15 protein-coding genes are annotated in these 16,982 nt (G+C 72.3%); 10 read left to right on the top strand and 5 right to left on the bottom strand.

Going from position 1 to position 16,982, the window contains the following annotated elements; genetic code table 11:
- The first annotated feature begins 79 nt into the window (after positions 1-79).
- Together DMA15_RS06790 and DMA15_RS06785 are read left to right on the top strand one after the other, a co-directional pair.
- Positions 80-313 (top strand): chaplin, encoded by a 234-nt coding sequence (locus DMA15_RS06790; protein ID WP_125511750.1) that lies wholly within the window; start codon positions 80-82, stop codon positions 311-313.
- Positions 314-449: 136 nt separating this feature from the next.
- Positions 450-1,214, top strand: a complete 765-nt coding sequence (locus DMA15_RS06785) for a chaplin (protein ID WP_125511749.1) — start codon at positions 450-452, stop codon at positions 1,212-1,214.
- Between the two features lie 111 nt (positions 1,215-1,325).
- Here DMA15_RS06785 and DMA15_RS06780 read toward each other — a convergent pair whose 3' ends face one another.
- The gene (locus DMA15_RS06780; protein ID WP_030778823.1) at positions 1,326-1,514 is read right to left on the bottom strand and encodes a DUF5703 family protein; all 189 of its coding nucleotides are present in this window, start codon (positions 1,512-1,514) and stop codon (positions 1,326-1,328) included.
- 47 nt (positions 1,515-1,561) lie between these two features.
- Here DMA15_RS06780 and DMA15_RS06775 point away from each other — a divergent pair, with 47 nt between their 5' ends.
- Complete coding sequence (locus DMA15_RS06775) at positions 1,562-2,347, top strand: hypothetical protein (protein ID WP_125511748.1); 786 nt, start codon at positions 1,562-1,564, stop codon at positions 2,345-2,347.
- A 642-nt stretch (positions 2,348-2,989) separates the two neighbouring features.
- On the opposite strand, the gene DMA15_RS06770 is transcribed toward DMA15_RS06775, so the two are convergent.
- Positions 2,990-5,233, bottom strand: a complete 2,244-nt coding sequence (locus tag DMA15_RS06770; protein ID WP_240659695.1) for a helix-hairpin-helix domain-containing protein — start codon at positions 5,231-5,233, stop codon at positions 2,990-2,992.
- Positions 5,230-6,210 carry an aldo/keto reductase gene (locus tag DMA15_RS06765; RefSeq protein WP_125511746.1) on the bottom strand — a complete coding sequence of 327 codons (981 nt, stop codon included), beginning with the start codon at positions 6,208-6,210 and terminating at the stop codon, positions 5,230-5,232. The genes DMA15_RS06770 and DMA15_RS06765 overlap by 4 nt, the downstream gene beginning before the upstream one ends.
- A gap of 179 nt (positions 6,211-6,389) precedes the next feature.
- On the opposite strand from DMA15_RS06765, the gene DMA15_RS06760 reads away from it, so the two are divergent.
- Together DMA15_RS06760 and DMA15_RS06755 are read left to right on the top strand one after the other, a co-directional pair.
- Positions 6,390-7,445, top strand: a complete 1,056-nt coding sequence (locus DMA15_RS06760; protein ID WP_125511745.1) for an LLM class F420-dependent oxidoreductase — start codon at positions 6,390-6,392, stop codon at positions 7,443-7,445.
- 237 nt (positions 7,446-7,682) lie between these two features.
- Positions 7,683-8,471, top strand: a complete 789-nt coding sequence (locus tag DMA15_RS06755; protein WP_125511744.1) for a ferritin-like domain-containing protein — start codon at positions 7,683-7,685, stop codon at positions 8,469-8,471.
- A gap of 18 nt (positions 8,472-8,489) precedes the next feature.
- Here the strand turns inward: DMA15_RS06755 and corA are convergent, their stop codons facing one another.
- On the bottom strand, positions 8,490-9,488 hold the full coding sequence (corA, locus tag DMA15_RS06750; RefSeq protein WP_164551923.1) for a magnesium/cobalt transporter CorA: 999 nt from the start codon (positions 9,486-9,488) through the stop codon (positions 8,490-8,492).
- Between the two features lie 61 nt (positions 9,489-9,549).
- Between corA and DMA15_RS06745 the strand changes: the two genes are divergently transcribed.
- The 5 genes from DMA15_RS06745 to DMA15_RS06725 all read left to right on the top strand — a co-directional run bounded on the left by DMA15_RS06745 (position 9,550) and on the right by DMA15_RS06725 (position 16,267).
- A complete protein-coding gene (locus DMA15_RS06745; protein WP_125511742.1) occupies positions 9,550-10,236 on the top strand; it encodes a histidine phosphatase family protein in 687 nt (228 codons plus the stop codon).
- Between the two features lie 87 nt (positions 10,237-10,323).
- Positions 10,324-10,914 carry a DUF3090 domain-containing protein gene (locus DMA15_RS06740; RefSeq protein WP_125511741.1) on the top strand — a complete coding sequence of 197 codons (591 nt, stop codon included), beginning with the start codon at positions 10,324-10,326 and terminating at the stop codon, positions 10,912-10,914.
- Positions 10,878-11,699: an SCO1664 family protein gene (locus DMA15_RS06735; protein ID WP_125511740.1), complete on the top strand. Its 822-nt coding sequence runs from the start codon at positions 10,878-10,880 to the stop codon at positions 11,697-11,699. The genes DMA15_RS06740 and DMA15_RS06735 overlap by 37 nt, the downstream gene beginning before the upstream one ends.
- A gap of 111 nt (positions 11,700-11,810) precedes the next feature.
- Positions 11,811-13,040, top strand: coding sequence for a cysteine--1-D-myo-inosityl 2-amino-2-deoxy-alpha-D-glucopyranoside ligase (gene mshC, locus DMA15_RS06730; protein ID WP_125511739.1), 1,230 nt, complete (start codon positions 11,811-11,813; stop codon positions 13,038-13,040).
- Between the two features lie 167 nt (positions 13,041-13,207).
- Positions 13,208-16,267, top strand: a complete 3,060-nt coding sequence (locus DMA15_RS06725) for an NPCBM/NEW2 domain-containing protein (protein ID WP_125511738.1) — start codon at positions 13,208-13,210, stop codon at positions 16,265-16,267.
- Positions 16,268-16,352: 85 nt separating this feature from the next.
- Here the strand turns inward: DMA15_RS06725 and DMA15_RS06720 are convergent, their stop codons facing one another.
- Positions 16,353-16,961 (bottom strand): hypothetical protein, encoded by a 609-nt coding sequence (locus DMA15_RS06720; protein ID WP_125511737.1) that lies wholly within the window; start codon positions 16,959-16,961, stop codon positions 16,353-16,355.
- Positions 16,962-16,982 lie beyond the last annotated feature (21 nt).

Genomic DNA, 16,982 nt, shown 5'->3' with positions numbered 1-16,982 from the left:
GGTCGTAGCCCTCCACCCCCCTCCTCGTTACAGGTGGTGCAGTCCGCGGCTGGGACTGCATTGCCAACTAGGAGGAATAATGATCAAGAAGGTCGTCGCTGCTGCGGCTGCCACTGGTGGTCTGGTGCTCGCCGGCGCGGGCATCGCCACTGCCGACGCCGGTGCCCAGGGTGCCGCCGTGAACTCTCCCGGTGTCGCGTCGGGCAACGTTATCCAGGTGCCCGTGCACATTCCGGTGAACGCCTGCGGCAACACGGTCAACGTGATCGGGCTGCTGAACCCCGCCTTCGGCAACACCTGCATCAACAAGTGACGTTGTGCCTCACCCCTTGAGGGTCTGAGTCCGTCGGCCCCGGAGCGCACGCCATGCGCTCCGGGGCCGACGGGCATTCCACGTCCGGGCGAGCACGTCCGTACGTACTTCGGAAGGTAAAAGGCAGGGAACAGCTATGCGACAGGTCACGCGCAAAGGCCTGATCACCGTGGCGGCCGCGACCGGCGTATTCGCCGCGACCGGCGGCTACGCACACGCGGACTCGACCGCCCAGGGAGGCAGTTCGAACTCGCCCGGCGTGCTGTCGGGCAACTCCGTCCAGGCTCCCGTCGACATCCCCGTCAACGTGTGCGGCAACACCGTCAACGTCGTCGGGCTCCTCAACCCCGCGGCGGGCAACAACTGCGTCAACGCGTCCGGCAAGGGCGGCGGCGGTCCGCACAAGCCCGGCGGCGGGGCCAAGGCCGAGGGCCACACCAGCGGCTCTCCCGGCGTGGGCTCCGGCAACAACGTCCAGCTCCCGGTGGACGTCCCGGTCAACGTCTGTGGCAACAGCGTCACCGTCGTCGGCCTCGCCAACCCGGCCACCGGCAACAACTGCGCCAACGAATCCGGCAAGACGACTCCGCCGGGCCACGAGAAGCCCCCGACGGACCCGGAGCACCCGGGGAAGCCGGAGGAGCCGGGCAAGCCGGGTAAGCCGGAACACCCCGGTAAGCCGGAGAACCCCGGTAAGCCGGGTAAGCCGGGCAAGCCGCACGAGCCGGGCGACCACGCGAAGCCGAACCATCCGGGCACGCAGACCGTCACCCAGCCCAAGGGGACCCCGCAGCTCGCGGAGACCGGCAGCTCGCTGCCCATCGGCATCGCGCTGCCGGCCGGCGCGGGCGTCCTGCTCGCGGGCGCCGTGCTCTACCGGAGGGCGCGGGCGTCCGCCTGAGCCCCCCGTGTCCGACAGCGGCGGAACGGAGCGGGCCCCGTGGTCTCGGGGCCCGCTCCGTTCTTCTCTCCGTCGGTCCGGGCCCGGCGGCTCAGCCGGGCCTCTCCGGGCTCACCAGGTGGCCCGCACCTGGCGGATGATCCGCCGCCTCAGCCGCACTCTGCGGCTGCCGTCGGGGTGCAGACTCAGGCGGTCCAACTCCCAGTGTCCGTACTCAGCGTGGTCCGTCAGCAGACGTGTGGCTTCCTTGCGGGTGACCCCGCGCGGTACGTACACGTCGACAAATTCGTATTCCGGCATCGCATCTATTGTGCGGGCATGGGCCCGGTACGGATAGCGTCTGCACTATGTCTGATGCTGCGCAGCCCACCGCTGCCGAGGTACGTGCCGCCGCCGAGGCGGTCAAGACCGCGCTCGACCGCCACCTGGCCGCGGTCGAACGCAGGTCGGGCGAGGACGATCCGGCCGTGTACGAGGCGTTCAACGAACTCGCCGCGGCCGCCGAGGAGTACGACGAACTCCTCTACGACCGCTACGACGAGGTCACCCCCTTCGAGATCCCCGGCACCGAGGACGCGCTGCCGCCGTACCAGGGCCCGGACGAGGCCAACGCCCTGAGCGTGCTGATCCGCCGCGACTACGCCGTGGCGGAGCCGCAGCGGCTCCTCGCCCAGGCCCAGCGGGTCGCCGACATCGACACGGGCGGGCAGGGCGGTGCCGGTCCGGCCGATACGGTGCATGGCGCGCTCGGTGTCCTCTTCGGTGAGTTCGAACCGGACGAAATCGCCTCACGGCACAAGGAGTTCGGTCTGGAGGAAGGCGACTCCACGCTCTGGGTCACCGCGGCGGACACCCCCGCGGAGCCGGGGGAGTGGCTCGACGCCCCCTTCGACCAGGCCGACCCGCACCGCGTGGTGTGCCGCTTCGACGTCAGCGCGGTCTTCGACGACGAACTGGACGACGAAGGGCTTGACGGCCTCGACGCGGACCCCGACATCGACCCGGACGTGCCGGTGCCCCTCGACGAGATCGAGGAGATCGACGTGACCGACGTGACCGATGACACGGACGGGGCAGGCGGAGCCGGCGAGGTCGGCGGCACGGGCCCGGGCCTCCGAGGCGCCGGCCGCTGACGGCCACCGCCCAAGCCCACTTCCAGGCGCGCCGCCCTCACCGGGGCGGCGCGCCTGCTTTCGTGGCGGAGGGGTGGGCCCCACCAAGGCCGTCCGGCCAGGGGGCGGGTCCCGCTCGGGTCGTCCGGCCGAGGGCGCGGGCCCCGCTCGGGTCGTCCGTCTGCGGGGGCCCGCTCAGGCCGTCCGGCCAGGGGAAGGATCCCGCTCAGGCCGTCCGGCCGAGGGCGCGGGCGCCGCCCAGGTCGTCCGGCCGAGGAGGTGGGCCCTGCGCAGGCCGTCCGGCCAGGGCGCGAGTCCCGCTCAAGCCGTCCGCCTGACGGCAGGCCCTGCTCAGGCTGTCCGGCCAAGGGACGGATCCCGCTCAGGCCGCCCGCCCCAGGGCGCGGGCCCCGCTCAGGTCGTCCGCCCGACGGGAGGCCCTGCTCAGGCCGTCCGGCCACGGGATGGGTCCCGCTCAGGTCGTCCGCCTGACGGGCAGGCCCCGCTCAGGCCGTCCGGCCACGGGACGGGTCCCGTTCAGGCCGCCCGCCCCAGGGCGCGAGCCCCGCGAAGGCCGTCCGCCTGTCGGGCAGGCCCTGCTCAGCCCGTCCGGCCACGGGACGGGTTCCGCACAGGGCGCCCGCCCGAGGGCGCCGGCCCCGCTCACGTCGTCGACGGCACCTGTGGGCGCAGCAGGGGCCGGAGGCGGGTCGTGCGGTCCTTCCACGGGCGTTCCGCCACCGCCCGCGGCAGGGCCTGCTCGACGCCCTGTACGACCGACAGGTGCCGCTCGCCGCGGCTGAACGCCGTGTAGACCCATGGCCTGGTCAGCGACTGTGCCGCGTCGCCGGGCAGCACCACGACCACCGCGGGCCAGCGCAGCCCCGTCGCCTGGTGCGCCGTGAGCGCCCAGGCGTGCCGCACCTCCTGTTCCACCCGCTCCTTGCGTACGAGGACGGGGGCGCCGCCGCACGCCAGGTGCAGCCCCTCCGCGTCGGCCCGCACCACACGGCCGAGCGTCGTGCGGCCCGCCGCCGGGACGTGGGCGACCCGGTCGCCGGGGTCGAAGCCGCCGAACCGGCCGGGGCCCGGATTCAGCCGTTCCTTCAGCGCGGCGTTGAGTGCACGGGTGCCCGCGGCGCCGCCGTGCCCGGGCGTGATGACCTGCGTCTGCTCCGCGGGCACGCCGATCGCCCGCGGCACCGAGTCGGCGACGAGCTGCACGGTGCGGTGGATCGCCTCGGCGGCGTCGCGCACCGGGACGAGCACGACCTCCTTGCCCGGCGCCTCGACCTGGTTCAGCTCGCCGATGCCGATGCCGGACGTCAGCTCCCCGAGGGGGCCCGGGTCCGGGGTGCGGGAGACGATCTGCGGGCAGCAGCGGGCGGCCACGAGGTCCGCGAAGACCCGCCCGGGGCCCGCCGACCACAGCACGCCCGGGTCGCCGCTGAGGACCAGACGGGCGCCGTCCGGCAGGGACTCCACCAGCATCGCGGCGGTCTCCACGTCCAGCTGCGGGGCGTCCAGGACCACCAGGAGGTCGAGCGCGAGGGCGCCGTCGGCGTCACGCCCCGGGCCCTGCTCCCCGGAGAGCAGCCCCGCCACCGTCACGGCCGCCTCGTCCAGACCGGTCGCCTGCGCCAGGCGGCGCCGCCCGTCGGTGCTGTGGGCGGCGGCGCACACCCGCAGGCCGAGCGCCGCGGCCGCCGTCACCAGCGCGGCGGGCTCGGCGCGCGCCGCCTCGCCCCCGGAGTGCAGCACGAGGCCGTGCCCGGCGGCGGCGCGGATCAGCTCGGCGGTGGAGCCGGACGCCCGCGCCGCCGCGGCCTCCCACTCGGCGGCCTCGGGGCCCGGGCCGCCTTCCTTGGGCAGCGAGTTGATGACCCGGGCGAGACCGTCGGCGAGGCTCTCCTCCGCCATGGCGTACCGCTCGAGACCGATCAGGACGCGGACCGGGCGCTCCTGCTCGCCGTCAGCGCCCTCACCGCCCTCCTCGCCTTCCTCCCCGTCCCGCGCGCTCGCGTCGTCCGAGCGCTGGACCGGCACCTCGGCCCCTTCGAGGGCGTCCTGGAAGACCAGGGCGTCGCCCTCGGCCAGGGCGCTCTGGACCGCGGCGTCCGGATCCGGCACCGCGCGCTGCCCCAGCGCCGCGGTCAGCGCCGGCACGTCCAGCGCCGTATGCCCCGCGAGGGCCGCCTGTTCGAGGAGCCAGACGGTGATCGCCCTGCCCCTGCGCTCGTCGTCGGGCCCGCACGCGGAGCCGAGCAGCGCCCTGGCGAACCCGTCGGCCTGCTCCGGGCGGACCCCGGCGACCCGCAGCAACTGCCAGGGGTCCGCACGCAACTGCTCATCGGCGCCCTCGCCGAGCGCGGCCACCGTCGGCGCGGCGAGCGCGGCAGGGGCGCCTCCCTCGGCGAGCACGGCGGCGACCGCCTCGACGGCCTCCCGCGCGGGCTCCGCCACCCTCGGCTGCCGCGGGCGCACGGGCTCCTGGGCGGGCGACGGCGCGGGCCTGCGGCGCGCGGGCTCCGGCTCCCGGAAGGCGCTGGCGACGGGCTTCTCGCCGCTCTCCACGGCGCGCACGGCGGCCAGCAGATCGGCAGCCGTGCCGCTGAGCTTCGTCCCGGCCTCGATCGGCCCCTCCTTCGAGGCCTTGCGCTGCTCGATGCGCTCCCGCAACTCCCGCTGCGCGGCGATCTCCGCCTCGGCCTCGGACAGCTCGGCCTTACCCTCGGCGGGGCTCTCGGCCGTACCCTCGGCGGTCTCAGTAACCTCGGCGGTCTCGGTGGGCTCCGCGGTGGCGGTCTCGCCCTCCGGTTCGGCCCCGGAGTCCCGCTCGGCCCCGACCTCGGCGTCGGTCTCGACCTCGGCCTCGGGCTCCTCCGCGGCGGCGGGTTCCGTACTCACAGCGTGCTCCAGTCGTGATCGGGATAGCGGTGCACGGGCGCCGACACATCGTCGAGCGCCTGGCAGATCTCGTCAGGAAGACTAAGGGTCTCCACTGACAACGCGGCCGTGAGCTGCTGCGCGTTGCGCGCGCCGACGATCGGGGCCGTCACTCCCGGGCGGTCCCGCACCCACGCGAGGGCGACCTGGAGCGGGGTCGCCGCGAGCCCGTCGGCGGCCGTCGCGAGGGCCTCGACGATGTGGCCCGCCGCATCGTCCAGGTAGGGCGCGACGAAGGGCGCCATGTGGTCGGAGCCGCCGCGCGAGTCGGCGGGAGTGGCGTGGCGGTACTTGCCGGTGAGCACTCCCCGGCCCAGCGGGGAGGAGGGCAGCAGGCCGATGCCCAGGTCGACGGCGGCGGGCAGCACCTCGCGCTCGACGCCGCGCTGGAGCAGGGAGTACTCCATCTGCGTACTGGCGATGCGGGTGCGCGTGCCAGGCATGGCCAGCTGCCAGGTCGCGGCCTTGGCAAGCTGCCAGCCGCAGAAGTTGGAGACCCCGGCATAGCGGGCGCGGCCGCTGCTGACCGCGATGTCGAGGGCCTGCAAGGTCTCGTCCAGGGGCGTGGCCGGATCGAAGGCGTGCACCTGCCACAGGTCCACGTAGTCCGTGCCGAGGCGGGCGAGGGAGGCGTCGAGGGCGGAGAGCAGATGGCCCCGCGAGCCGTCGAAGCGCCGCACGGGGTCGGGCACGCTGCCCGCCTTGGTGGCGATGATCAGATCGCGCCGGGGCACGAGCCGCTCGACCAGGCGCCCGAGCAGATACTCGCTCTCCCCGTCGCCGTACACATCGGCGGTGTCGACGAGGGTGCCGCCCGCCTCCCAGAACACCTTCAACAGATCGGCGGCGTCGCTCTCCTCCGTGTGGCCCCAGGTGAGGGTGCCGAGTCCGATCCGGGACACACGCAGGCCGGTCCGGCCGAGATGCCTCTGCTCCATGGGCGCTGAGATTACTGGCCGGGCCCCGGCGGCGGGCGGGCCTGTGGACAAACCGGCGACTGTGGAGAACCCGGCCACTCGTGAGGGGAACCGAGCGGCCCCTGACGGATCGGGTGGGCGCGCGCTACAGTCCCCGCACAGGGACGTTACTCATGAGTACAGCGGTTAGGGGATCGGCCATGCAGCTCGGGATCAACCTCGGCTACTGGGGCGCCGGGATGGACGCGGACAACCTCGCGGTCGCCAAGGAGGCGGACAAGCTCGGTTACGCGGTCTGCTGGGCGGCGGAGGCTTACGGCTCGGACGCCGCGACGGTGCTCTCCTGGGTGGCCGCGCAGACCGAACGCATCGACATCGGATCCGCGATCTTCCAGATCCCGGCCCGGCAGCCCGCGATGACCGCGATGACGGCCGCCACCCTCGACTCGCTCTCCGGCGGCCGGTTCCGCCTCGGTCTCGGTGTCTCGGGCCCGCAGGTCTCCGAGGGCTGGTACGGCGTGAAGTTCGACAAGCCGCTGGCCCGCACGCGCGAGTACGTCGACATCGTCCGCAAGGCGATGGCCCGCGAACGCCTCACCCACGAGGGCGAGCACTGGACGCTGCCGCTGCCCGGCGGCCCCGGCAAGCCCCTCAAGCTGACCGTCCACCCCCAGCGCGAGCACATCCCGCTGTACATCGCCGCGATCGGCCCGAAGAACCTGGAGCAGACCGGCGAGATCGCCGACGGCGCCCTGCTGATTTTCCCGGCCGCCGAGCACCTGGAGGAGACCGCGCTGCGCCACCTGCGCGCCGGGCGCGAGAAGGCCGGCAAGACCATGGACGGCTTCGACGTCGTCCCGACGCTGCCGATCGCGCTCGGCGAGGACAGCCGGCTCGACACCCTCGCGGACATGTTCCGGCCCTACACCGCGCTGTACGTCGGCGGCATGGGCAGCCCCAAGCAGAACTTCTACAACCAGCTCGCGCGGCGCATGGGGTACGAGAAGGAGGCCGCCGAGATCCAGGACAAGTACCTGGCGGGCGACAAGGAGGGCGCGGCAGCCGCCATCCCGCGGCAGCTGATCGACTCGACGGCGCTGCTCGGCTCCGTGGAGCGGATCGCCGACCGGATGCAGGCGTACGCGGCGGCCGGTGTCACCACGCTCACGCTGTCGCCCGCCGGCTTCACGCTGGAGGAGCGGATCGCCGCGCTGCGGGCCGGCACCGAGGCGCTGGAGCGCGCCGGTCTCGCGTAACGCGAGAGGGAGGTTTCCGCGGCCGTGGTGGGGGCTCGGGGGGTCTTCCCCGCCACGGCCGTCACGGGGCACAACGCCTCACGCGGCCCCTCGGTTACGGCCTGATGGCCGCAGTCGCCGTCGTTCGTTCGGCGGAGGCGGCCGGTACATCTGTTGCTCCGGGACGAACCTCGCACTTGACTCGTTCTTCGCGAACGTTTGCGCACAGGGACGTACCGGGGCATGGAGGTGCCAGTGATGCTGTCGGCCAGAGGTGTCTTCGAGGAGATCCTCGCCAACGACGAGTCGTTCCGGCTCTTCTGCTCCATCGCCGCCAGCGGTGAGGCCCAGGGCGGCTGGGAGAACGGCCGCATCGCCGTGCTCGTCCCGGACGACGAGCACGCGCTCGTGCCCAAGATCGCCCGGCATGGCGCGGACGAGGACAAGCACGGCCGGATCTTCCACGCGCTCATGAAGAAGCGCGGCCTGCGGCCCGTCGAGGTGCCGCACGAGACCGACTACACGATGCTCCTGGAGAAGCACGGCATCGGCCTCGCGCACGAACAGCTCAAGTCCGACCTGCCGCTGACCGTGCGGGACATCGTCACGTACCTCGCGCACAGCAGGGTCACCGAGCAGCGCGCCGCCGAGCAGATGCGGCTGCTGCTCAAGCACTTCGCCGACCACCCGGACATCGGCCGCGCGGTGCGGATGATCTCGAACGACGAGGACAACCACCTGGCGTACTGCCACGAGGAGTTGCTGCGCCTCGCCGCCGCCGGGCACGGCGACACCATCCAGCGCACCCTGCGCGAGTGCGCGCTCGCCGAGATCCGTATCCACCGCGACGTGAGCCTCGCCGTGATGGAGCGCATGGGGCACATCCTGGCCTGGCCCCACGCCAAGCGCAGGGTGCTCGCCGCGGGCATCCACGCGGTGTACGCGTACGAACGCATGGGCGGCTGGCGGCGCATGGTCTCCCTGAGACTGCCCGAGCGGCGCGACGCCCTGGGCGGACCCGCGGCCCCGGCGCCCGAATTCGCCTAGGGCCTGTCCGGGCGTGGGCTACATCCAGCCCCGGTGTTTGAACATGCGGTACAGGACCACTTCGAGGACGGCCATCAGGACGATCACGGCCGGGTAGGTCCAAGTCCAGTGCAGCTCCGGCATGTGGTCGAAGTTCATGCCGTAGACCCCCGCGATCATCGTGGGGACCGCCGCCATCGCCGCCCAGGCCGAGATCTTCCGCATGTCGTCGTTCTGCCGCACGCTCATCTGCGCCAGATGCGCGGACAGGATGTCCGAGACCAGGCGGTCCAGGCCCTCCACCGATTCGTTGACGCGCGTCAGGTGGTCGTTGACGTCCCGGAAGAAGGGCTGCGCCGTCTCGTCCACGAAGGGCACGGCCGGCCCGAAGGGGCCCGCTCCGGAGAGGCGTGCCAGCGGCAGCGACAGGGGGCCGGTGGCCCGGCGGAATTCGAGGATCTGCCGCTTGAAGTTGTAGATCCGGGACGCCGTGTGGCGCGAGCCGCCGCCGTCCGGGGAGAAGACCTCCGTCTCCAGGACCTCCAGGTCGGCCTGCAACTCGTCGGCGACCTCCAGATAGTGGTCCACGGAGGCGTCGGCGATCGAGTACAGGACCGCCGTCGGACCGTGTTTGAGCACGTCCGGATCGGCTTCCAGACGGTGGCGTACGACGCCGAGCGGGGCGCCCTCGCCGTGGCGGACGGTCACCACGAACGAGTCGCCCATGAAGATCATGACCTCGCCGGAGGAGACGGCGTCGCTGTCCGGCTCGTACACGACCGGCTTGAGGACCACGAAGAGCGAGTCGTCGTAGACCTCCAGCTTGGGCCGCTGATGAGCCTTGAGGGCGTCCTCCACGGCCAGCGGATGCAGACCGAACTCCTCGCTGACCTTGTCGAACTCCGCCTCCGTCGGCTCATGCAGACCGATCCAGACGAACGCCTCGTCGGAGGTCCGCGCCTCGTCGAGGGCATCGGAGAAGTCGAGGGGGCCCTCGCTGCGGTGCCCCTCGCGGTAAATGGCACAGTCGACAATCACACTGCGCATTGTTCCCGGTCACCCCAGAGGTATCACTTCCTCGGCGCTTAGGCTGGACCGCATGCCCACGCTGCTCCTCGTCCGGCACGGACGCTCCACCGCCAATACCGCGGGTCTGCTCGCCGGGTGGACCCCCGGCGTGGCCCTCGACGAGCGTGGTGCCGCGCAGGCCGCCGCGCTGCCCGCCCGGCTGGCCGCCGTGCCCCTCGCCGAGGTCGTCACCAGCCCCCTCCAGCGCTGCCGCGAGACCGTCGCGCCGCTGCTCGCCGCCCGCCCCGGGCTCCACGCGCACACCGAGGACCGGATCGGGGAGTGCGACTACGGCGACTGGTCGGGCCGCAAGCTCGCCGAGCTGGCCGACGAGCCGCTGATGCAGGTCGTACAGCAGCATCCGTCCGCCGCCGCGTTCCCCGGCGGCGAGTCCATGCGGGCCATGCAGACGCGGGCCGCCGAAGCGGTGCGCGAGTGGAACGCGCGCGTGGAGCGCGAGCACGGCGAGGACGCCGTGTACCTGATGTGCTCGCACGGCGACATCATCAAGTCCCTCGTCGCGGAGGCCCTCGGGCTGCACCTCGACCTGTTCCAGCGCATCTCCGTGGAGCCCTGCTCCGTCACCGCCATCCGCTACACCCGGCTGCGCCCCTTCCTCGTGCGTCTCGGGGACACCGGCGACTTCGCCTCGCTCGCCCCCCGGGAGGAACCGCCGGGCGGCGACGCCACCGTGGGGGGCGGTGCGGGCGCACCGTGATCGTCCCCCGCAGTAGGGTGAAGCGGGCTGAAGCAGGCCCCGGTAGTGGAAACAGCCCCCTCGCAGTCGATCCAATGGAGACAGGACGTGTCCCGTCAGGTGTTCCTCTATGACCCCCCGGAGCGTTTCGTCGCGGGAACGGTCGGGCTGCCCGGACGGCGTACGTTCTTCCTGCAGGCCTCGGCCGGCGTCCGGGTGACCAGCGTCGCCCTGGAGAAGACCCAGGTGGCCGCCCTCGCCGAACGCATGGAGGAACTGCTCGACGAGGTCGTCCGCCGCAGCGGGGGCAACGCCGCCGTACCGGCCGTGGCGCCCGCCGAGATCACCGACAGCGCGCCGCTCGACTCCCCGGTGGAGGAGGAGTTCCGCGTCGGCACGATGGCGCTCGCCTGGGACGGCGAGGAGGAGCGGATGATCGTCGAGGCGCAGGCCCTCGTCGAGCTGGACGCCGACTCCGACGACGACCTCGCCGAAGCCGAGGAGAAGCTCCTCCAGGACGAGGAGAACGGCCCGCCGATGCTGCGCGTGCGGCTCACCGGGGCCCAGGCCCGCGCCTTCGCCAAGCGCGCCCTCGACGTCGTGAACGCGGGCCGCCCGCCGTGCCCGCTGTGCAGCCTCCCGCTCGACCCGGAAGGACACGTATGCCCGCGCCAGAACGGATACCGGCGGGGAGCGTGAGCGCCGACCCCGTCACGCTCCTCACCCACGGGGAACTCACCGTGCGCGGGCAGATCCGTGAGGCCTCGAACGCCGTGCTCTACTGCACGGTCGCGTACGAGGGCGAGGAAGCCGCCTGCGTCTACAAACCGGTCGCCGGGGAGCGGCCCCTGTGGGACTTCCCCGACGGCACGCTCGCACAGCGCGAGGTCGCCGCGTACGAGGTGTCGCGGGCCACGGGCTGGGACCTCGTACCGCCCACCGTGCTGCGGGACGGGCCCTACGGCCAGGGCATGTGCCAGCTGTGGATCGAGCCCTCCGGGGACGAGGCGCTGCTCGCCCTGGTCGACGCCGACGAGCCCGATGACGGCTGGAAGGCGGTCGGCCGGGCCCAGGTCGACGAGGAGCGCACCGCGCTGCTCGTCCACGCGGACGACGCCCGGCTGCGGCGGCTCGCCGTGCTCGACGCGGTGATCAACAACGGCGACCGCAAGGGCGGCCATCTGCTGGCCGCCGACGGCCGCCTCTACGGCATCGACCACGGCGTCACCTTCAACGCCGAGGACAAGCTGCGGACGCTGCTGTGGGGGTGGGCGGGGGAGCCGCTGACCGGGGAGGCCGTCGAGGTCCTCCGGGGCCTGCGGGACGCGCTCAAGGAGGGCGCCGCCCTCGCCGAGCGGCTCGCGGCGCTCCTCACGGCCGCGGAGATCGAGGCGCTGCGCGCGCGGGTGGGGTCCCTGCTGGAATCCGGGCGCCATCCGGAGCCGTCCGGCGAGTGGCCCGCGATCCCCTGGCCGCCCGTGTAGAGCCAGGTCCCAGGCGCCTTTTTGTCGTCATTCGATGATCCGCGATGATCCGCACGCGCATTTGATGATCCCCACTCGTATGCGGACGCCCCGTCCGGTTAGGCTCAGGGCATGCATGCCTGGCCCGCTTCTGAGGTCCCCGCCCTTCCCGGCAAGGGCCGCGACCTCCGGATCCACGACACCGCGACCGGTGAGCTCGTCACCCTCGACCCCGGTCCCGTCGCCCGTATCTACGTCTGCGGCATCACTCCGTACGACGCGACCCACATGGGTCACGCGGCGACCTACAACGCGTTCGACCTCGTACAGCGCGTGTGGCTCGACACCAAGCGGCAGGTTCACTACGTCCAGAACGTGACCGACGTGGACGACCCGCTCCTGGAACGCGCCAACCGCGACGGCAAGGACTGGGTCGAGCTCGCCGAGGGCGAGACCGCTCTGTTCCGCGAGGACATGACCGCGCTGCGGCTCCTGCCGCCGCAGCACTACATCGGAGCCGTCGAGGCGATACCCGGCATCGTGCCGCTCGTCGAACGCCTGCGGGACATGGGCGCCGCCTATGAACTGGAGGGCGACACCTACTTCTCCGTCGAGTCCGACCCCCACTTCGGAGAGGTGTCCGGGCTCGACGCGGCCGCCATGAAGCTGCTCTCGGCCGAGCGCGGCGGCGACCCGGAGCGGCCGGGCAAGAAGAACCCGCTCGACCCGATGCTCTGGATGGCGGCCCGCGACGGTGAGCCGAGCTGGGACGGCGCCTCCCTCGGGCGCGGGCGGCCCGGCTGGCACATCGAGTGCGTGGCCATCGCCCTCGACCACCTGGGCATGGGCTTCGACGTGCAGGGCGGCGGCTCCGACCTCGCCTTCCCGCACCACGAGATGGGCGCCTCGCACGCCCAGGCGCTGACCGGCGAGTACCCCTTCGCCAAGGCGTACGTCCACGCGGGCATGGTCGCCCTGGACGGCGCGAAGATGTCCAAGTCCAAGGGCAACCTCGTCTTCGTCTCGAAGCTGCGGCGCGACGGCGTCGACCCCGCGGCCATCCGCCTCGCCCTCCTCGCGCACCACTACCGCGCGGACTGGGAGTGGACCGACTCCGTCCTCACGGAGGCCGTGGAGCGGCTCGGTCGCTGGCGTGCGGCCGTGTCCCGTCCCGACGGGCCGTCCGCAGAGACGGTCGTCGAGGAGATGCGGGAGGCCCTCGCCGACGACTTGGACGCGCCGGCCGCGCTGGCTGCCGTCGATCGCTGGGTCGGTCTTCAGGATGCCGAGGGCGGTACGGACGAGGGGGCGCCCGGGGTGGTGTCGCGGGCCGTCGACGCGTTGCTTGGCGTGGCCCTGTAGGTCTGCTTCGGCTCGGTCCGTCGCCCTTCGGGCTCGTCCTCAATCGCCGGACAGGCTTGAAACCTCACCCTTGCGTCTTCGCGTCTTGCGTGGGCCGCTCCGGAAGTCCAGGAGTGGCCCGGCAAAGTCCATGGCCTCGGGGCCCGTTGTCGCGCTAGACCTCCCGCATGAGATCTCCTACGCGCTTCAGAGCGGCCGTCGGTGGTGTCCTGTTGGGGCTGCTCGTGGTCTTCGCCGTGCCCGGGGGCGGGTCCGCGGGGGCCGCCGACGAGACCACGACCACCGTCGGGGACGTCACCGGATTCGACGCCGGAGGGGGTGTCTACCGGCTGACCGCCGGCGCCGCCGTCGCCCGCGTCAGTTTCGTCTCCGCGGAGACCTTCCGGCTCGAACTCGCCCCGGACGGGAAGTTCACCGACCCCACCGGTGACGACATCGTCCTGCCCCAGGGGAAGGCGCCGCGCACCAAGTGGAGGGAGAAGGGCGACCGCTACGAGCTGAGCACCTCCAAGGTGACGCTCCGCGCCTACAAGTCGCCGCTGCGTTTCGCCTTGTACCGCGCCGACGGCACCCGGGTATGGGCCGAGTCCAAGGGGCTGAGCTGGACGGAGGACGCCACCACGCAGAGCCTCGCGCGCGGCGCCGACGAGCAGTTCTACGGCGCCGGGATGCAGAACGGCCGCGGCAACACCTCGCACCGGGGCAAGAAGGTCGAGGTCAGCGTCGACTACAACTGGGACGACGGGGGGCACCCCAACTCCGTGCCCTTCTACCTGTCGTCGGCGGGCTACGGCGTCTTCCGGAACACCTACGCCCCGGGCACGTACGACTTCGCCGAGCCCGTGACCGCCACCGCGAAGGAACAGCGCTTCGACGCCTACTACTTCGCCGGGAAGGGGAGCGACGCGGCCAAGGACGTCATCGGGCAGTACACCAAGCTCACGGGCAAACCCTTCCTGCCGCCCGTCTACGGCATGGAGATCGGCGACGCCGACTGCTACCTCCACAACGCCAACCGCGGTGAGCGCCGCACCCTGGACGCCCTCAAGGTCGCCGACGGATACGTCGAGCACGACATGCCCAACGGCTGGATGCTCGTCAACGACGGCTACGGCTGCGGCTACGAGGACCTGCCCGAGACCTCCCAGGGCCTCGCCGCGCGCAAGATGAAGATGGGCCTGTGGACCGAGGACGGCCTCGACAAGATCGCCGAGCAGGTCAAGGCGGGCCAGCGTGTCGCCAAGCTCGATGTCGCCTGGGTCGGCGACGGCTACAAGAAGGCGCTGGACGGCTGCAAGGACGCGTACAAGGGCATCGAGGACAACAGCGACGCCCGCGGCTTCACCTGGGCCCCCGAGAGCTGGTCCGGCGCGCAGCGCTGCGGTGTGCAGTGGTCCGGCGACCAGAGCGGCAGCTGGGAGTACATCCGCTGGCAGATCCCCACATACGCCGGGTCCACCATGTCCGGCATGGCGTACACGACGGGTGACGTCGACGGCATCTTCGGCGGCAGCCCCAAGACGTACGTACGCGACCTCCAGTGGAAGATGTTCCTGCCCGTCACGATGACGATGGACGGCTGGGCCGCCAGCGATAAGCAGCCCTTCCGGTACGGAGAGCCGTACACCTCGATCAACCGCAAGTACCTGAAGCTGCACGAGTCGCTGCTGCCCTATCTGTACTCGTACGCCCATGAGGCGACGCGGACCGGTGTGGGCGCCGTGCGGCCGCTGGCCCTGGAGTACCCCGATGACCCGAAGGCGGCGACCGACGCCGCCAAGTACGAGTTCCTGACCGGCGAGGACTTCCTCGTCGCGCCCGTCTACAAGGACGCCGCCACCCGCGACGGCATCTATCTGCCGAAGGGCACCTGGACCGACTACTGGAGCGGGCGCACCTACCGGGGGCCGACCACGGTCGACGGGTACAGCGCGCCCCTCGATACCCTGCCGCTGTTCGTCAAGGGCGGTGCGAGCGTGCCGATGTGGCCGGGCGGAATACGCTCCTATGAGGACCGTGGGGCCCACTCGCCGCTCGCCTGGGACATCTACCCGCAGGGGAAGTCCTCCTTCGAGCTGTACGAGGACGACGGCGTGACCCGGCACCACCGCGACGGCGCGTACGCCACACAGCGCGCCGACGTGCGGGCGCCGCGCTCCGGAGCGGGCGATGTGCGGGTGCGGATCGGCGCGAGCGAGGGCGAGTTCGAGGGGAAGCAGCGCAGCCGCCCCTACGCGTTCACGCTGCACACCGGGGACGCGCCGAGCCGCGTCGAGCTGGACGGGCGTACGCTGCCGCGGTTCGCGACCAAGGGCGCGTACGAGAAGGCCGGGCAGGGCTGGTTCTACGACCGGGTCGACCGGGGCGGCGTGGTGCGGATCAAGACGGAGTCCCGGCGCACCGACCGCGCCTTCGAACTGGCCCTCGACGACACGAGCGCGGTCGGCGGCGCCGTACCCGGAGCGGCCGCCTCCGTGAGCGTCCCCGCGGGCCAGGAACTCGGCGCGGGGACGCCCGGCAAGGTCGCCGTCGACGTCACGGCGGGCACGAGGGACGCCACCGGCGTCGATGTCACGCTCGACGCACCCGAGGGATGGGCCGTCACACCTGCGAAGGCCGAGCGGATCCCGGCGGGCACGACGCGCCGCGTCGAGGTCGCCGTCACCCCGGCCAAGGGCGCGGACCCGGGCGAACAGGCGCTCACCGCGACCGCCCGCTACCGCTCGGCAGGCCAGGAACACACCGCCCGCCAGCGGTTCGCGCTCGGCGTGATGCCCGAGGCGCCCGACAAGGACACCTGGGCGAGCGACATGGTGTGGCTGAAGTCCACCAACGGCTACGGGCCCGCCGAACGCGACCGCAGCAACGGCGAGTCGGGCGCCGGGGACGGCCGCACGCTGACCCTCGCGGGAAAGACGTACGAGAAGGGGATCGGCACGCACGCCGACTCCGTCATCGAGGTCTATCCGGGCGGGCGGTGCTCGAAGTTCACCGCCGATGTGGGCATCGACGACGAGATCAACGGCTACGGAGAGGTGGCCTTCTCGGTCGAGGCCGACGGCAAGGTGCTGTGGACCTCGCCGAAGGTGACCGGCGCCTCGGCGACCGTCCCGGTGGACGTCGATGTGCGCGGCGCCCGGCACGTGGAGCTGAAGGTGACGGACACCAACGGCTCCAAGAGCGGGGACCACGCGGACTGGGCCGGGGCCAAGTTCGCCTGCGCGTAGGAGGAGCAGGGGCACGAGCACAGCGGCGCCGGGCGGGGAGTGCACCGCCCGGCGCCGCCGTGTTCTCACGCGGGGAGGGTGAGCGCTACCTCGCGACCACGATGGCCAGCAGGTACGCCGGGTTCGCGGAGTCGTAGTAGCCGATCACCTGCTGTCCGAAGGCGAACGCCTCCTGGACCTCGTCGTGGGTGTGCGGGCTGGGGTCGATGAACGCCCGCCAGGAGTCGTCGACGTACAGATAGAGCGTCGACGGCTGGCCCGGAAGGGGCTCGATGACGTCCCAGAACGCCGTCGCCACGTTCGAGGCGAGCGCCTGCGTGGAGATCTCCGGCGCCTGTGCCTGCGGGATCTGCTGCCCGAGGCCCTGCTGCTGCCCCTGGCCGGACTGCTGCTCCTGGCCGAACTGCTGGAGCAGGTGCTGGAACGGCTGCTGCTGACCGAGCTGCTGGATCTGCCGGCGCAGCTGCGGCGGCATGTGCTGGATGCCCTGGCCGCCGGCCTGCATCCCCTGGCCCTGCATGCCCTGGCCTTGCGCGCCCTGGCCCTGCATGCCCTGGCCTTGCGCGCCCTGGCCCTGCATGCCCTGCTGGGGGCCGAACTGCTGCTGGGCCTGCTGCTGCCCCTCTTGTGGCGGGGCCGTGCTCGGACCCTGTTGCTGCTGGCCCGACTGACTCATCTGCGGGGTGGTGCTCATGCGGGTGCCACCTTCCCTCAA

Origin of the sequence: Streptomyces sp. WAC 01529 (genome assembly GCF_003945545.1) — a bacterium.
Lineage (GTDB): Bacteria > Actinomycetota > Actinomycetes > Streptomycetales > Streptomycetaceae > Streptomyces > Streptomyces anatolicus.
This window is presented reverse-complemented; position numbering and strand designations above follow the sequence as displayed.

Bases quoted from the DNA above. Each gene is read 5' to 3' on its own strand.
- DMA15_RS06725 (WP_125511738.1), top strand. From the start codon at position 13,208: ATGAGATCTCCTACGCGCTTCAGAGCGGCCGTCGGTGGTGTCCTGTTG.
- mshC (WP_125511739.1), top strand. From the start codon at position 11,811: ATGCATGCCTGGCCCGCTTCTGAGGTCCCCGCCCTTCCCGGCAAGGGC.
- DMA15_RS06720 (WP_125511737.1), bottom strand. From the start codon at position 16,961: ATGAGCACCACCCCGCAGATGAGTCAGTCGGGCCAGCAGCAACAGGGT.
- DMA15_RS06760 (WP_125511745.1), top strand. From the start codon at position 6,390: ATGCAGCTCGGGATCAACCTCGGCTACTGGGGCGCCGGGATGGACGCG.
- DMA15_RS06765 (WP_125511746.1), bottom strand. From the start codon at position 6,210: ATGGAGCAGAGGCATCTCGGCCGGACCGGCCTGCGTGTGTCCCGGATC.
- DMA15_RS06755 (WP_125511744.1), top strand. From the start codon at position 7,683: ATGCTGTCGGCCAGAGGTGTCTTCGAGGAGATCCTCGCCAACGACGAG.
- DMA15_RS06775 (WP_125511748.1), top strand. From the start codon at position 1,562: ATGTCTGATGCTGCGCAGCCCACCGCTGCCGAGGTACGTGCCGCCGCC.
- DMA15_RS06785 (WP_125511749.1), top strand. From the start codon at position 450: ATGCGACAGGTCACGCGCAAAGGCCTGATCACCGTGGCGGCCGCGACC.
- DMA15_RS06735 (WP_125511740.1), top strand. From the start codon at position 10,878: ATGCCCGCGCCAGAACGGATACCGGCGGGGAGCGTGAGCGCCGACCCC.
- DMA15_RS06780 (WP_030778823.1), bottom strand. From the start codon at position 1,514: ATGCCGGAATACGAATTTGTCGACGTGTACGTACCGCGCGGGGTCACC.
- DMA15_RS06790 (WP_125511750.1), top strand. From the start codon at position 80: ATGATCAAGAAGGTCGTCGCTGCTGCGGCTGCCACTGGTGGTCTGGTG.
- DMA15_RS06745 (WP_125511742.1), top strand. From the start codon at position 9,550: ATGCCCACGCTGCTCCTCGTCCGGCACGGACGCTCCACCGCCAATACC.